Genomic DNA, 15,594 nt, shown 5'->3' on the forward strand with positions numbered 1-15,594 from the left:
GACCTATCTGATTTATAATCAGTGAATTACGTCGATTCCATTCTGGAAGTTCAGGTTAACATATCTGCTAAGCGAAACGCCGGCGGAGTGAAAAACATGACGCGAATATCGGCCGCGGCGGCAATGCCGTGGGTCTGGTCCCTGGGGGTTGCGCTCACTTGGGCCGAGGGCGACCCGTCCGGGACTCATCGGCAGAAGGCCGCCGCACTCCGGAACTCGCTGGATAAGCAGGTGGACTATGCGTAAGGCAGACAAGAGAACCATCGGAGTCCTGGCGGCGGTGGCTGTGGCCGCAATTCTGGCGGGGCTGATCGCCTACTTCGAGAAGCCCTTCGAACGGCAAGAGGCGTCGCTGACGGGAGAAGCCATGGCGACCCGTGCCGCCATGGCCCGGATCGAAGCGGAAAGCCGTGGAACCGTCCGGGAACCCGGGATTCAGGCCGCTCCCCGCATGGCCGAAGCGCCGGCCGCCGCCGAAGAGCCGGCGGAGGACACGGTTCCTTCGCCGCCCGAAGGCTACTCCTTCGTCTACTACCACGGGGAGATGCCCCGGGCCCGGATCACAGCCGGCGCCGAAACCGGGGACGAGCTGTCAGGTCCGGTTCCGGACTGGCTGAACGCGGCCGCTTCCATCGAAACCATCGTCGACCAGGCGTCCGCCGCCGGACGCGACTGGTCCTTCGGCTGGGTCCGGGCGGCCCGGGACGCCCAACCGAACGACTTGGCGGCATCCCTGGGCGAGCTCGGCGCGACGGCCCTGGGCTCATCGGGCAACCTCGTCCGCGCCAAATTGCCTGGTGAACCGGCGCTGCTGCACGAGATCGCGGCCTTGCCGGAAGTCGACGGCCTGGGAGCCGTCCCTCCGGAGCGGAAACTTCCGGAGGCGTTCGTCGGCGAATTGGCGGAACTGTCCCCTTTTGATCAGGCGCCCGTCTTCATCACCCTGATGGCGGACGATCCCGACGGCCGGTGGCGGCGGGAACTCGAGGACCTGGGTGCGGTGGTGGGCCGTTTCGATCCGGACCTGCGGGCCTACGCGGCCAACGTGTCCTACGGCCAGGTGGAGGCCATCGCGGCCGCGGACTACGTGCTGGCCGTCGAGCCGGTCGGCCTCGTCCGGCCCGCCCACGACACGTCGGTTCCCGCCATGGGAGCGGACGCCCTGCGAACCTACGACGGCATCCCGGGGATTTTCTCCGGCATGGGCGGCGCTTCCGTCCCCATCGCCGTCATGGACACGGGCCTCAACATCAACCACCTGGACATCGCGTCGAACCGCGAGAGCATCTGCGGCGCCAACTTCTCCTGGCTCTCCTTCTTTTCCCCTCCCGCCGAAGAGGCCGCGGATCTGTGGGTCGATGCAGGGCTGCACGGGACCCACGTCACCGGGACCATGATCGGCAACGGGACCGTCCAGCCCCGCTTCGCCGGCATGGCGCCCTCGGTGAGGCACATTCGTTTCGCCAGAGTGCTCGGCAGCCTTGGCTTCGGTACGGCGGACTCGATCATTCGCGGGATGGACTTCCTGTCCGAAGCCACGGAGTGCGCCGGGCCGGGCCAGCCGCCCGAACCTCTCAAGCCCCTCATCGTCAACATGAGCCTGAGCGGTTCCTCCAGGCGTTTCGAGGGCAGAGGCTTCAGCGAACGCAAGCTGGACTCCGTCGTCTGGGGACATCGCCAACTGTACGTCGTCGCCCAGTCCAACGAGAGCATTGACGGCTTCTCCGATTTTGGAGCCGCCAAGAGCTCTCTCGCCGTGGGCGCCGCGCTGGACAGTGGCGACATCGCGTTCTTCAGCAGCCACGGGCCCACGGCGGACGGCCGCCTGGCGCCACAGGTGGCCGCTACCGGCGTCCGCGTGCACTCGGCCCTCGGCGGCGGCAGCCGCGGCGAGTATCGGGCCTCCAGCGGCACCAGCATGTCCTCCCCCACGGTGGCGGGGGTGGCCGCCCTCTTGATGGATGCGGCCCCGGAGCACCGGGAGCATCCCGCGTTGGCCCGGGCCCGGCTCATGGCCGGGGCCATCCGGCCGGACGCCTGGTTGGACGCTCCGGACGCCTTCCCCACCACCAATACCGGCGGACCGGGGCCGATGCAGGCCCAGTACGGCCTGGGCAAGGTTTCGGCCCGCACCACCGCTCTCAGCCGGGACGCGTCCGGCGGCTGGATCGGCGGCGGCGCGATTTCGGAATTGCAGGAGGGGGAGTACGCCCACCAGGACATCGAGGTGCCGGAGGGAACCAGCCGACTCGACCTGGTGATGACCTGGGACGAGCCGCCGGCGGACGCAATCGCCAGCACCGTGTTGAACGACCTGGACCTGTGGCTGGACCGGGACGGCGATTGCGAAGAGGCCGCGTGCGGGGAGCAGTCTTCCGCGTCCCGCGTGGACAACGTGGAGTGGATCATCCTCAGGAATCCGCAGCCCGGGACGTATCGGGCGAAGGTGGTGGCGCGAAGAGTCTACACGGCGCCTCCCCGGGCGGCGCTGGCCTGGACGGTGATCCGGGGCAAGTCCACCCCGAAACTGGTGGTCGCAACCGACCGGACCCTCCTGGCGGGGAACGAGGAGCAGGAGTTGACCGTGACGGTGACCGCGGACGAGTACGTGGCGGCCGGGACCCGGCTGCACCTGGATTGCCGGGATATCGGGGAGGCCTCGGGATGCGGACAGATCCGGATCCACTCCATGGCCGTGTCTCGTGAGGACGGCATCTGGGTCGACCTGTCGGACGAACTCGAATCCGCGGTCCAAAGACCGCAACCGGGCGAATTGGGGCTTCCACGTCCTCCCGTTTCGGCGATCCTGCCAGGTTCTCCGATCCCTCTGGGCTCGTCGATCCCGCTCGGTGAGGTCGCCGCCGGCGAGAGCCAGGAAGTCCGGTTCACGGTTTCGTCCGCCGGAAACGGGGAGCCGGCCCGCCTCTACTTCAGGGCGAGCGCCTGGAACGCCAGGGGAGCGTCCGCACCGGTGGACGTCGCACCCGGCGAAACGGCCGGTTCCCGGAAGGTCCGGCGCCCCGCCAACGACGACTTCGCCGCGGCCGCCGTCATTGAAAAAGGACGGGGTCTCCGAACCGTGGACCTGTTGCTGGCCACACCGGAACCGGGAGAACCGCTGTTCGGCGCCCTTGAGGGCCGGCCCGCAGGTTCGGTCTGGTACCGGTGGACGGCGCCGGCAGACGGTGCGGTCCGCTTCAACATCAACCCGCCGGGCGGGACCGGGGTTCAGCGCAACGATCGCGTTGACGTTTTCCGCGGCGACGCCATCTCGGGTCTGGAACGGGTCGCCTCGGATCAGTGGGGTGCGCTCTTCTTTGCCGACCAGGGAGAAACCTATCGGGTCCGCGTGAGCCACATGCGGCGGGGAACCGTCGTCGACCTCCGTTGGTCTCAGGGGAACCGCCCGGCCAACGACGACTTCGACCGGGCCGCCATGCTGGAGGGTGCCGCCGGCGCCGTTTCCGGCAGCAGCCAGGGAGCCACCCTGGAGCCGGGCGAGTGGTTCGGCGTCGACGCGGGCACCACCTGGTATCGCTGGACCGCACCCGGCGACGGCTGGTGGGGCTTCTCGAGCGGCCCGTCAAAGCGCGTGTTCGTATTCGAGGGGGACGGCATTGCGGCCCTTCGGCTGGTCTCCCATTTGCCCCGTTCGCAGGCTTCGTTCCCCGCGGCCGCGGGCAACGAATACCGCATCGCGGTCGCCGCACCCGCCGCCGGGGCGCCCAGTGGTCCCTACGAGTTGAGATGGGAAGGACTGGTGCGGGCAGCCGTCCTCGACAACGATCAATGGATCGGCGCGATCCCCCTGGAGAGTGTCCCCTCGTCCCAATTCGTGATGGGCATCGACCCCTTGTCGACGGTGGACCCGGGCGAGCCCGTCGAGACCGGGGTGCGGACCCGGTGGTGGGTCTGGGAAGCCCCGGAGGACGGCCGCTACACCTGGAGGCTCCAGGATTTCCTCACCTATTCGGCTTTGCGGGTGACCGTGTTCACCGGCTCATCCATGGAAAATTTGGAGCTGGTGACACAGACTCGTCCCCACGCGGCTCCTTCCGATTTCGTGTTTCAGGCCGTGGCGGGGCAGCGGTATTGGATCGCGGCCGGATTTCCGGCGCGAAGCCTGGAAGCCTACGCGCTGAGCGGCGCGTTCGCCCCGGTGATCTGGGGGCCCACTCCGGGCAACGACAACCTGGCCGGCTCGGCGCCGTTGGAGGGCGCGTCGGGATCCGTCGCCGAATCGAATCTCTTTGCCACCACCGACCGGTGGGAACGGAGTGCGCTCCTGGGCCACTCTTCCCTCTGGTGGACCTATGAAGCTCCCGCGGCGGGCTGGTATCGCTTCTGGCTGGACGATCCCTACAGTCCCAATGTGCTCGCGGTGTACCGGGACCGCGAGGACGGCTCCGGCTCCATCGAGTTCGTCAGGAGCAGCCACCAGCCCGAGGGAGTCGAGTCCGACGCCGTGGAGGTCGTCTTCCGCGGCGAGGCGGGAAGCCGCTACACGATCCGGTTGGGAGCCCGCGGCGCCTCCATGGGCGGCGACTTCACCCTGAACTGGGAGGAGACCGATCCTCCGGTCTGGCTCAGGTACGCCGGACGGCTGGCCGACGGCGACCGGGACGCCAACGGCGCCCCGGTGCGGCTCCGCGGGCCCGCCAGCCTGGCCCTCAACCACCGGGGCACGGCTCTGTACGCGGTGTCGAAGCTGGGGCTGCAAGTCTTCGAACGCGACTCCGGGACCGGCGGTCTGACTTCCGTCCAGCTATTGGAAGCCGACGGGTTGGAAGGCAGTTCACTGATCTGGGACCCGCATCGGGACCGGCTCTACGCCCATCGCTGCGGGAACTGGCGCAGTTTCGCGCCTCTCGATGAGACCCAAAGGGAATTCGAGGACGAGGGGACGATTCCGGTCACCGGGGATCCGCCGGACACCGGCGAGTGCGGCGCCGGCGTGTTCGGCGACGTCTTCATGGACGCCGGAGGCTCGTTCCTGAACGCGATTCTTCCCGGCTCCGGACAGTTGCAGGTCCTGGCGCTGGATACCCCGGGCGAACTGCCGCATGTCCAGACCGTGGAGGTCCGCGGACTCAGGCGTGCCTTGATCTCCAATGCCGGAAGCCACGTCTATGCGGGGACGGGCCACTCCTTGCAAGTCTTCGAACGCGACGCCGAAACGGGGATGCTCACGGACGTCACCAGGGACAGGATTCCGCTCCCGCGCCTGGAAGCGCTGGCCATCACCGGCGACGACCGGCGCCTGTTCGTCTTTCACGGCGGCGGCCAGAGCGCGACGGTCTTCGACCTGGAAGCGGACCCCACCGATCCGAGTCCGTTGGGAACGCTCGGGTCGACTTGGGACGGGCGTGGAATGGCCGGCGGCTTCGACCAGCTCCCAGGATTTCTCCCCTTCCGGCCGGGCAGCCGGTGCGGGCTCGCCGGCGTCCGTCATGGGATCCCTGCGGTGGACGTGTTCTGTACGGACCTCGCTTACGATGTCGAGTGGCGGCCGGGACCCGATGACGCCGAAATCGGCGACGAGGAGCTCGATGAGGCCCCACCCGGTGAAGTCGTCCTGACCGACTACGTGTCGATCAGCCAACCGGACCGTTTCAACAATCCGGTCCCCGAATTCGGCGAGGTCCGGAGTCTCGCGGCCAGTCCCGACGGCAGGCACGCCTACGTCGACACGGCGGATGAAGGCATCGTGATCTTCGAGCGGGTTGGAGCCGGAGCCGGCGAGGCCGGGTCGGAAGACGGCGCCTACACCAGTAACGTCATTGGGGAGTAGGAGGGGAGTTCCAATCGCCCGGTTTCCTTCGTTCGCCGATGTCCAAAGAATCGGCGGTCAGGAAACCGCCGTTCCGCCATCTTGACTTTCCGGAAGGGCCCAAATTAGAATCCGGCCCTGGAGTCTTGGCCGGCGCCTGTTGGCTGATGGGGCGCCCCGGAGCGAAAAACGGCGGCCGGACTCCTCCTCATCGATCAAAGCAGACGACAGTGTTCAAAGCCGGCGACACTTACACGCTGATCATTGCTCATTCCGGGAGGGAGGGCGCCAGGAAGTATTCCGTCTCCGTGGCCCTGACCACCGTGATCGGTCTGCTCGGCGGCGTCCTGTTTCTCTCCTTCATGTTCTCCACGCTCCACTACTGGTGGATGGCGGAACGGACCGTCCACGTGTTCGATCTCGAGTCGGAGGTCGCCCGCATGCGGCAGGAAAATGCGGGTCTGAGAGCCGTCTCCGGAAAGTTGACCGACAAGATCTCCTCGCTGGAGGTGACCGCCACCCGGCTCAAGTTTCTCTCCGAGACCGATGACGACGGCCTGGGCGGCGCCGGTGGTCCCACGAAAGTGGCCCGCCCACTCCTGACCCTGGATCATGGAGACCTCTTGAAGCGTTTCCGGACCCTGGACGGGCGGCGGATGACTCTGGAGAGCGAGTTGCGCCGGCTGCAGGACTACTACACGACTCGCAGCATCCTTCAGTCCGCCCTGCCCACGCTGATGCCGGTGCGGGGGTATCCGTCGGGCGCATACGGCTACCGGAACGACCCCTTCACCGGAAAGAGGGAATTCCATCCCGGAGTCGACATTTCGGCTCCCCGCGGCGCCAAGGTCGTGGCCACCAGCGACGGCGAGGTGACCCAAGCCGGTTGGCACCACGGGTACGGCCGGTTGGTCACGCTCCGCCACCGTTTCGGCATCGTGACTCGCTATGGCCATCTGGCCGAGACCAATGTCAAGGTCGGGCAGAAGGTCCAGCGGGGCGACATCGTCGGATACGTCGGTTCCACGGGCCGCACCACCGGCGTGCATCTCCACTACGAAATCCAGTTGGGCGGCCGCCCGCTGAATCCTGTCCGGTTTTTTCGGTAGTCGAAGGAGGGGCGGTTTTCAATCGGCCTTTCTTGCGTCGCTACGGTGAAATGCGGAAGATCGGCGGTTGGGAAACCGCCGCCCCTCCCCCCCCCACAGAGGACGGGTGAGGCCGCCGGGTTCCCACCCTGATTCTGCGAAGCACATGTACTTCCGGCGACCTCACCCGATCCAGTCGAAGACGGAGTCTCGGGTCCTTTTCCCAAAGCAACTTCGGGGCCAAACCCGGTCCGGGAGGCGCGAGCCATCCATCAGATCCGGCCTTTGCTGGTAAACTGGCGGAAGGTTGCTGCGGCCGGAACGTGACTCCGGACCGGGAGTTGTTCCCTGGCCGGGGGCTCGTTCCAATAAATGTCTTTTTGCGGCGAAGACATCGACCGGCCCTTGGAAAATCAGACCGAAATCGACTTTTCTTTAGACTTTCAGACGGCATGGAGCATCCTCATCAAACAGGCAGGAGGATGAGTTTCAGCGACGAGAACTTGCTCCGATTGGCATTGGCCGGCGACGGCGGCTGTTTCGGCGAATTGGTGACCCGGTGGGAACGGAGGATCTACGGCTTCATCTTCCGCTACGTCGGCGATCGTGAGGAAGCCCGCGATCTGACCCAGGAGACCTTCGCCAAGGCGTACAAGAACCTGGGACGCCTGTCCGATCCCAGGAAATTTTCCTCCTGGCTCTACAAGATCGCCCTCAACGAGTGCCGGATGCGTTTCCGGCGGCGCCGTTGGGATACCGTGCCTCTGCCGGAGTCGGTCGAGGCGACTCTGGAAAAAGCCGACGAGCCGACGCCCGAGCAGGCTCTGGCCTCCAAGGAGAGGGTTCAACTGCTGCGGGAAACGCTGTTGAAGCTGCCCGAGGAACAGAAGACGGTCATCTTGATGAAGGAATACCAGGGCCTGAAGTTTCGCGAGATCGCTCAGATCCTGGGTCTGCCCCTTTCCACCGTGAAATCACGCATGTATTTGGGATTGAAGACGTTGAGAAGATTGATGGAGAAGAGACTATGAACTGCACGACCATGCACGAGCGGATGATGGACGTCCTCTACGGAGAGGAGCTGGACCCCGGTCGCTGCCTGGAGTTCTTCCGCCACTTGGAGAGTTGCCCCGATTGCAAGGCCGAATACCTGGAGCTGGTGGAGACCCGTTCGCTGCTGGCCCAGTGGGACCTGGGGCAGGCGGTTCCCGAGGTCCGCGCCGGCGCCGGCGGCAAGGTCAGCCTCTTTCTCCGCAGAATCGACCGCAGTCCGGCCTGGAGAGCCGTCTACAAGGCGGCGGCGTGCATCCTGATTCTCCTGGGGATGACGGTCATCGCCCGGGATCTGGGCTGGATGGAGCGGGCCGTCCTGGAGGTGAGCCGCCAGGAACTGGAGACCACCATCAACGACGTGGTGGTCGCCCGCCAGGAGGAGGAGCGGCGGATCATCGGCCAGTACGTGATCCAGGTGCGCGACGACCTGGAGCGGGACATCGGCCAGGTCCATCGGTATCTGCAGGTCCTGGACTTGCAGCAGAGGGATGCACAGGAGGACTACCGGGCCGTGCGCGCCCTGATCACGCGCTGACCGGCCAGGTGTCCGAGGTGTCCGGAAACGGGACAGACTGTCCGCTATCGGACACTTCCGGGGCAAAGAGGAATGAGGAAAGGGCAAAGAGTGAAGGAACCGCGGTATTTCACGCGCAAAGGGGGGTCGAAGGTGATGTGGTACATTGGACTGGCCGTGCTTGCGGGCTGGTTGTCCGGCGTGAACGGACTCGCCCAGCAGCATCTCAACCTGGAGCGGTTGAAACAGGATACCGAGATCTTCGAACGCATCGTCCACGAAGTGCTCAAGCAGAACTTCTCCGATCCGTTCGCCATTACGAGTGAGCCCCGGGGAGCCTATCTGCAGGGCTACGGGATGCTCTTCTCCTTCCAGATCAACGTCAATCGCAGGACCATTCGGACTCCGTTCGGCGAGGTTCGGGACCCGCGGCCGGTTTCGAGCCGCACCACCGAGGAGCACATGCGCGTGATCCGGACGACCCTCATCGACGCCTTGATCGAGTACGGCGACAGCATCAAGCAACTGGGGGGCCACGACCGCATCTCCATCGCCGCCTACGTCGACGACCGGAACGAGCTGGATGCCCGGAAGAGCCGGAAGACCCTGGTCCTGACCGCCTCCAAGGACGACGTGGACCTGGTGGCCATGGAGAAGATCTCCGCCGAGAACTTCAAGGACCGGATCGACGTCATGGAGTACTGATTTCGAGATTTCCCATGGTCAAACTGGCTGAATTGAAGGAAAAGGCCCTCTTCGGAGAGGTGCTGGCGGAGCGGGGGATCATCTCGTCCGAGGAACTGGGCACGGCCCGCAATCTCCAGAGGCAGTCCCGGGAGAAGCTGGGGAAGCTGCTCATCGACATGGGCGCTCTCTCGGAGACCGATCTGGTCAAGCATCTGAGCGAGTACCTGGAGATCCCCTACGTCGTCGCCGAGAGCTTCCCCACGGTCCCGGTGGTGGAGAACACCTTCTCAGTGCAGTTCATGCGGGAGTGCAAGTTCGTTCCCGTCGGCGCCGACGACGGAGAGCTGACCATCGCCATGGTCGACCCGCTGGACCGCGCCACCCTGGATGCCATCCGCCTCTACACCCGCTACGACCGGGTCACGGTGGTCCTGGCCCCGGAGAGCGAGATCCTGGATCTGATCGAGCGCTTCTACGGCAACCAGGCGTCGAGCCTGGGGCGCATCGTGGAGGGGATCGACGCCGACGTGGAAGGCCTGGGGGATGAAACCGACGACGTGGAGCATCTCAAGGACCTGGCTTCCGAAGCTCCCGTCATCCGCCTGGTCAACCTGATCCTGTCCCGGGCCATCGAGTCCCGCGCCTCCGACATCCATATCGAGCCCTTCGAACGGGAGCTCAAGGTGCGCTACCGCATCGACGGCGTCCTCTACGACGTCGAGTCGCCGCCCAAGCGGCTGAAGGCCGCCACCATCTCCCGCATCAAGATCATGGCGAAGCTCAACATCGCCGAGCGCCGGATCCCCCAGGACGGCCGGATCAAGATGAAGGTCCTGGGGAAGGACGTGGACCTGCGCGTCTCCACGCTGCCGACCATGTATGGGGAGAGCGTGGTCATGCGGATCCTGGACAAGAGCAACACCCAGATCTACGACCTGGAGAAGCTGGGATTCGCGTCCGAAACCTACGAGGCGTTCCAGAAACTGATCCTGCGGCCCCACGGGATCATCCTGGTGACGGGCCCCACCGGCAGCGGCAAGACCACGACCCTTTACGGCGCCCTCAGCAAGATCAATCTCCCCGACAAGAAGATCATCACCATCGAGGACCCGGTGGAGTACCAGATCAACGGCATCAACCAGATCCACGTCAATCCGCGGATCGGTCTGACCTTCGCCGCCGGGCTCCGTTCCATCGTCCGCCAGGACCCGGACGTCATCATGGTGGGTGAGATCCGGGATCTGGAGACGGCGGAGATCGCCATCCGCGCCGCCCTGACCGGCCACCTGGTGTTCAGCACACTGCACACCAACGACGCTCCCAGCGCCATCGCCCGCCTGGTGGACATGGGGGCCCAGGACTATCTGCTGGCCTCCTCGGTCCTGGGCGTGCTGGCCCAGCGGCTGGTCCGGGTCGTCTGCCCCCATTGCCGTCAGGAGCAGTTGCTGGAGCCGGGATTCCTCAGGGAGATCGGCTTCCCTCTGCAGTCGGGGGTCGCCGCCTCCCAGGGAATGGGTTGCAAGGAGTGCGACCACACGGGATATCAGGGCCGGGTCGGGATCTTCGAACTGATGCTGATGCGGGAGCCGATCCGGAGGCTCACCATCACCAACGCCGACTCCACCCGGTTGCGGAAGGCGGCCCTGGAGGGCGGGATGGCGGCGTTGCGCCAGGACGGTTTCGAGAAGGTCAAGTCCGGACTGACCTCCGTCTCCGAGGTATTACGAGTGACCCAGGACGCGTAGGGGCTGGGGGGCGGCGGTTTCCTAACCGCCGATTCTTTAGGAGTGACCCAGACCGGTAGGGGCGCCCCTCGCTGGCGCCCTCTTCGATCCTCGGCAGGATCGGCAATTTGAACCGAAGGAACTGAATTTTGGCTTTCTTCCAGTACAAAGCGGTCACCGCCGACGGCCGTGTCATCGAAGGAACGTTGGAGGCGGCGGACGTGCGCGGCGTCACCTCGCGCCTCCGGGAGCAGGGCCAGTTCCCAGTGACCATCTCCTCCGCGGGCGCCTCCGAGTCGGGCGGCCTGCTGGGCCGCGAGATCAAGCTCCCCTGGCGCCGCAATCGAGTCCCGCAGGCCGACCTCATGGTCTTCACCCAGGAACTCTCCACCCTGGTGAAGGCGGGTCTGCCCCTGGACCGGAGCCTGGGCGTGCTGGGCGAGTTGACCGAAAACCGCCATCTGCGCGACGTGGTCAAGGAATTGCTGCGGGAGATCAAGGGGGGCAAGTCCCTTTCCGAGGGCATGGCCATGCACCCCCACATCTTCCCCAAGATCTACGTGAACATGGTTCGCGCGGGTGAGATCGGCGGCGCCCTGGACAAGATCCTGGAGCGCCTGCAGGAGTACCTGGAGCGCTCCGAAGAGCTGCGGAACTACTTCGTCTCGTCCCTCATCTACCCACTGGTCCTGGCGCTGGTGGGCGGAGCCTCCATCATCGTCATGATCAGCTTCGTCATCCCCAAGTTCGCGGACATCTTCGAGAACGCCGGAGCTCCCATACCCCTGCCCATGAAGATCATGCTGGCCGCCGGCGACGTCATGACCGGATACTGGTGGCTGATCCTGCTGGGAGGGATCGCCATCTTCCAGCTCTTCAAGCGCTACCTCCGCACCGAGAAGGGAAGGCTCAACTGGGATGCCCGGTTGCTGAAGCTCCCCCTCCTGGGGTCCATCTTCCGCAAGATGGAGGTCAGCCGTTTCAGCCGGACCCTGGGGACCCTGCTGCGCAGCACCGTGCCCCTGATCCAGGCCATGAACATCGTCAAGGAGGTGATCGGGAACCAGGCCATTGCCTCCACCATGGAGTCGGTCAAGTCGGGCATCAAGAAGGGAGAGGGCCTGACCAAGCCCATCCGCGATGCGGACATCTTTCCTCCCTTCGCCCTGCACCTGCTGGCGGTGGGCGAGGAGACGGGCCGCCTGGACGCCATGCTGCTCCAGATCGCCGAGGCGTACGACCGCGACCTGCGCACGGCGCTCAAGCGGTTCGTGGCCCTGTTCGAGCCGGTGCTCATCCTGTTCATGGGCCTGGTCATCGGCACCATGGTGGTCTCCATGCTCTATTCCATATTCAGCATCAACGACGTCCCGCTTTAGGAAAAATCAGAGGAGGTGCTCGTGAGACGGACAGTCGGCAATCCGGTCAAGGTCATGGAAACGGAAGACAGGAAACGGAATCGGGGGTTCTCGCTGATTGAGCTCATCGTGGTGCTGGTGATCCTGGGACTTCTGGCCACGGTGGTGGGTCCCAAGGTGATGGAGCGCCTGGGCCGGGGCAAGAGCGAAATCGCCAAGCTCCAGATCGACCAGTTCGAAGGCGCCCTGGGGCTCTTTCGTTTTGACGTGGGCCGCTACCCCACCTCGTCCGAAGGCCTCACCAGCCTGCTGGAGAATGCCGGCCTCCACAATTGGAGCGGCCCCTACCTGGACAAGCGGACCCTCCCCAACGACCCCTGGGGCCGTGAGTACCAGTACCGCTCGCCGGGTCAGTACGGAGACTACGACCTCTGGAGCTGGGGCGCGGACGGCGTGGAAGGAGGCGAATCCGACAGCGCCGACGTCACCTCATGGTAAGGGGGAGCGGCGGTTTCCAGCCGCCGAAGGAACGGCGGTTTCCAACCGCCGAAAGCGAAGCGCTCCCGCAACGCATCATGACCCACGCCAATACCCCTGACCCCTCCGGCTTCACCCTGGTCGAGATCCTCGTCCTCCTGGTCATCATGGGCCTGGCGGCCATGCTGATCCTTCCGTCCTTCACCTCCGGCCTCCAGGGCCTGGAGCTGGAGGCCGCCTGCCGCGATCTGGCGACGCACATGAAGCGGGCCCGTTTCGAGGCCATCGGCCGCCACACCGTCCGCCGCATCATCGTGGCCCAGGACGACATGGGACTCGGCTACTACGTCCTGGCCAACGAGTTCGGAGAGCAGATCGGCAGCGTGGTTCTCCCGGACGGAATCGTGCCCCGCACCATCGACCAGGCACCGCTGCCGTGGCGGGTCAACTTCTACTCCAACGGCCGCAGCTCGGGCGGCGCCATCGGCCTGGTCAACCGGCAGGAAAAGCGCCTCTACGTCACCGCCGACCCCGTCACCGGCCTGGCCAAGGTGTCGCCGATCCTCGTATCGCAGGGGAGGCCGAGGTGAGGATGAAATCCGGCCGCATGAAAACCGCCGCTCCATGCCGCCGCTCCCATGCGGGATTCACCCTCCTGGAAGTCCTGGTCGCGGTCTCCATTCTCGGCTTGGGCGTCGCCGTCACCATGCAGACCTTCTCGGGTGGCCTGAAGAACGTCCGGCGGATCGATCTCGCCCATCAGGCCATGGGACACGCCGAGAACATCATGAACCGCCTGCTCAGCGACGAGGACCTGGTGGGCCCCATCCAACTGGACGGCAACCTGGACGACGAGTTCGACTACACGGCCACGGTGGACTTCTGGGACCCACCTCGAAGGGGCCTCTCCCTGGAGATCGCCCTCCCGCCCGTGAACCTCCTGCTGGTGGAAGTCCGGGTGCGCTACAAGAACGACAGCCGCGGCAAGTTCTACACCGCCCGCTGCCTCAAGCTGGTCCCCGATCCCAACGCCGCCCCGGGGAACCGGGGAGGATCTCAAAGTGAAATGGAAAGGATCCTCCGTGGCGGAAGATAAAGGAGCGGCGGTTTTCCTACCGCCGCAAGCGGAGCGTCCCGGAGACGCCGGCTTCACCCTCATGGAACTCGTCGTCGCCTTCACCATTCTGGGACTGGTGGCCGGCATCGTTTTCTCCTCCTTCCGCCTGGCGCTCAACAGCTACCAGAAGAGCCAGACCCGCCTGGAGGAGGAGGCGGCCGAGAGAATCCTCGGCGACCAGGTCAAACGCCAGGTCGCGTCCCTCTACCCCCTGCGCCCGGTGGCCCCGCCGGACCGAACGGGGTTGGGCCCGGTGGAATCTCCCACCCGCTTCCAGACGCCTCTCTTCTTCGGCACCCCCGATTCGGTCACCTTCATCACCGTGGCGCCGCTGGTCATGCATGAGACGCCGGGACTGACGGTGGTCCGCTACGGACTGGCCGAAGACGAGTACGGAGACCGCTACATGGGCTCCATGGAGGCCCAGTTCGTGGGCCTGGACAGCTTCAACGCCATGGTCCGGATCCCGGGCGGGAAGCCGCTTCCCCTGATCCGGGGCATCGACGCGCTGGAGTTCCAGTACTACGGGTACGACCCCCGCCAGCGGGCGTTCGCCTGGTTCTCCGAATGGCTGGGAGAGGAAATGCAGTCCGTGCCTCGGGCCATCCGCATCGTTCATAACAGAGGGGAGGTCTTCGCCTCCGTCAACGCCAGCTTCATCGGGCGGCGGGGAAGGTCGAACCGGGTGTTCGGAACGGCGGGGGATCAACAATGAGCAATCGATGGAGCGCCGGCGACGCCGAACGGGGCGCGGTCCTCATCATCGTCCTCTGGGTGATGCTGGCCCTGGGACTGTTGGCGCTGAGCTTCGGAGCGGCGATCCGCACCGAAATCGACGCCACCCGCAACCTGGTGGAGCAGAAGCGGGCGCACTACCTGGCCCGGGCCGGAATCGACTATGCCGTCTATCGGATCATCGAATCCCAGATGGCCTTTGCCCAGAGCCGGCAGCGCATGGAATTGGGTCCGGGATCGGTCCCCGAAGTCATGACCGGCGCCGTCACCCTCCAGTTGGGACCCGATCTCGCCGATGTGCAAGTGGTGGACGAGACCGGGAAGATCAACCTGAACACCGCTCCGTCCCACTTGATCTACAACCTCCTGATCACGGTGGGGATGGAGCCGGGCGACGCCGACATGCTCACCGATGCCATCGAGGACTGGAGGGACCCCGACGAGTTCTTCCGGCCCAACGGGGCCGAGAGCGACTACTATCTTTCACTCCCGCAGCCCTACTACGCCAAGAACGGTCCCTTCGACGTCCCCGAAGAGCTGCTCCTGGTGCGGGGCGTGACGCCCGAGATCTACTACGGCCGCAAGGGGCTCACGCCCGAGGGCGACCGGGTCGAATACTTCGGACTGGGCAAGTACCTGACCGTCTTCAGCCAGGTGAACCGGATCAACGTCAATTCGGCGCCGGTCCCGGTCCTGGCCGCCATCCCCGGCCTGACCTACGAGACGGCGCTGGTCATCGACGAGATGCGCCGCCAGTTTCCCCTGGGCGACGTGAGCACGGCGTTGACCCAAATCCCCGGACTGCCCACGGACACGGCCTCCTATCTTTCGACCCTTCGATCCAACGTCTACAGCCTGATCAGCACCGGACGCCTTTCGGGTTCGGAAGTGATCGGCCGCATCAACGCCGTGATCCAGGTCGGAGTCGGAATCAAGCAGTATGCTGTCCTCTACTGGAATGAAGCGAACACGGAACTCTAAGGGAGCGGCGGTTTTCCTACCGCCGCAGGAACGGCGGTTTCCAACCGCCGAAAGCGAAGCGCCCCAACCCCCTCCCCCACGAGGTGAAAT

The 15,594-nt window shown here is 65.4% G+C and carries 13 protein-coding genes; all 13 read left to right on the top strand.

Annotated elements, in window-relative coordinates; genetic code table 11:
• Nucleotides 1-96 precede the first annotated feature (96 nt).
• The gene (locus OXT71_10345) at nt 97-246 is read left to right on the top strand and encodes a hypothetical protein (GenBank protein MDE2926784.1); all 150 of its coding nucleotides are present in this window, start codon (nt 97-99) and stop codon (nt 244-246) included.
• Nucleotides 239-5,791 (top strand): S8 family serine peptidase, encoded by a 5,553-nt coding sequence (locus OXT71_10350; protein ID MDE2926785.1) that lies wholly within the window; start codon nt 239-241, stop codon nt 5,789-5,791. The genes OXT71_10345 and OXT71_10350 overlap by 8 nt, the downstream gene beginning before the upstream one ends.
• A 209-nt stretch (nt 5,792-6,000) precedes the next feature.
• A complete protein-coding gene (locus OXT71_10355) occupies nt 6,001-6,879 on the top strand; it encodes a M23 family metallopeptidase (protein ID MDE2926786.1) in 879 nt (292 codons plus the stop codon).
• 461 nt (nt 6,880-7,340) lie between these two features.
• Nucleotides 7,341-7,889 carry a sigma-70 family RNA polymerase sigma factor gene (locus OXT71_10360; GenBank protein ID MDE2926787.1) on the top strand — a complete coding sequence of 183 codons (549 nt, stop codon included), beginning with the start codon at nt 7,341-7,343 and terminating at the stop codon, nt 7,887-7,889.
• Nucleotides 7,886-8,446 (top strand): zf-HC2 domain-containing protein, encoded by a 561-nt coding sequence (locus OXT71_10365; GenBank protein ID MDE2926788.1) that lies wholly within the window; start codon nt 7,886-7,888, stop codon nt 8,444-8,446. Before OXT71_10360 ends, OXT71_10365 begins: the two co-directional genes overlap by 4 nt.
• A 90-nt stretch (nt 8,447-8,536) precedes the next feature.
• The gene (locus OXT71_10370; protein MDE2926789.1) at nt 8,537-9,130 is read left to right on the top strand and encodes a hypothetical protein; all 594 of its coding nucleotides are present in this window, start codon (nt 8,537-8,539) and stop codon (nt 9,128-9,130) included.
• A gap of 14 nt (nt 9,131-9,144) precedes the next feature.
• Nucleotides 9,145-10,857 carry a type II secretion system ATPase GspE gene (gspE, locus tag OXT71_10375; protein ID MDE2926790.1) on the top strand — a complete coding sequence of 571 codons (1,713 nt, stop codon included), beginning with the start codon at nt 9,145-9,147 and terminating at the stop codon, nt 10,855-10,857.
• Nucleotides 10,858-10,985: 128 nt separating this feature from the next.
• Nucleotides 10,986-12,215, top strand: coding sequence for a type II secretion system F family protein (locus tag OXT71_10380; protein ID MDE2926791.1), 1,230 nt, complete (start codon nt 10,986-10,988; stop codon nt 12,213-12,215).
• Between the two features lie 54 nt (nt 12,216-12,269).
• Nucleotides 12,270-12,692, top strand: coding sequence for a type II secretion system major pseudopilin GspG (gene gspG / locus OXT71_10385; protein ID MDE2926792.1), 423 nt, complete (start codon nt 12,270-12,272; stop codon nt 12,690-12,692).
• Complete coding sequence (locus tag OXT71_10390) at nt 12,686-13,261, top strand: hypothetical protein (GenBank protein ID MDE2926793.1); 576 nt, start codon at nt 12,686-12,688, stop codon at nt 13,259-13,261. The genes gspG and OXT71_10390 overlap by 7 nt, the downstream gene beginning before the upstream one ends.
• A gap of 2 nt (nt 13,262-13,263) precedes the next feature.
• A complete protein-coding gene (locus OXT71_10395) occupies nt 13,264-13,767 on the top strand; it encodes a type II secretion system protein (GenBank protein ID MDE2926794.1) in 504 nt (167 codons plus the stop codon).
• A complete protein-coding gene (locus tag OXT71_10400; GenBank protein MDE2926795.1) occupies nt 13,754-14,503 on the top strand; it encodes a prepilin-type N-terminal cleavage/methylation domain-containing protein in 750 nt (249 codons plus the stop codon). The genes OXT71_10395 and OXT71_10400 overlap by 14 nt, the downstream gene beginning before the upstream one ends.
• Nucleotides 14,500-15,504, top strand: coding sequence for a general secretion pathway protein GspK (locus OXT71_10405; protein MDE2926796.1), 1,005 nt, complete (start codon nt 14,500-14,502; stop codon nt 15,502-15,504). Before OXT71_10400 ends, OXT71_10405 begins: the two co-directional genes overlap by 4 nt.
• The last annotated feature ends 90 nt before the right edge of the window (nt 15,505-15,594 follow it).

This window comes from Acidobacteriota bacterium (genome assembly GCA_028874215.1).
Lineage (GTDB): Bacteria > Acidobacteriota > UBA6911 > RPQK01 > JAJDTT01 > JAJDTT01.

Excerpts from the sequence above, each read along its gene's own strand:
- OXT71_10345 (MDE2926784.1), top strand. The coding sequence starts at position 97 with ATGACGCGAATATCGGCCGCGGCGGCAATGCCGTGGGTCTGGTCCCTG.
- OXT71_10350 (MDE2926785.1), top strand. The coding sequence starts at position 239 with ATGCGTAAGGCAGACAAGAGAACCATCGGAGTCCTGGCGGCGGTGGCT.
- OXT71_10360 (MDE2926787.1), top strand. The coding sequence starts at position 7,341 with ATGAGTTTCAGCGACGAGAACTTGCTCCGATTGGCATTGGCCGGCGAC.
- OXT71_10365 (MDE2926788.1), top strand. The coding sequence starts at position 7,886 with ATGAACTGCACGACCATGCACGAGCGGATGATGGACGTCCTCTACGGA.
- gspE (MDE2926790.1), top strand. The coding sequence starts at position 9,145 with ATGGTCAAACTGGCTGAATTGAAGGAAAAGGCCCTCTTCGGAGAGGTG.
- gspG (MDE2926792.1), top strand. The coding sequence starts at position 12,270 with ATGGAAACGGAAGACAGGAAACGGAATCGGGGGTTCTCGCTGATTGAG.
- OXT71_10390 (MDE2926793.1), top strand. The coding sequence starts at position 12,686 with ATGGTAAGGGGGAGCGGCGGTTTCCAGCCGCCGAAGGAACGGCGGTTT.
- OXT71_10395 (MDE2926794.1), top strand. The coding sequence starts at position 13,264 with ATGAAATCCGGCCGCATGAAAACCGCCGCTCCATGCCGCCGCTCCCAT.
- OXT71_10405 (MDE2926796.1), top strand. The coding sequence starts at position 14,500 with ATGAGCAATCGATGGAGCGCCGGCGACGCCGAACGGGGCGCGGTCCTC.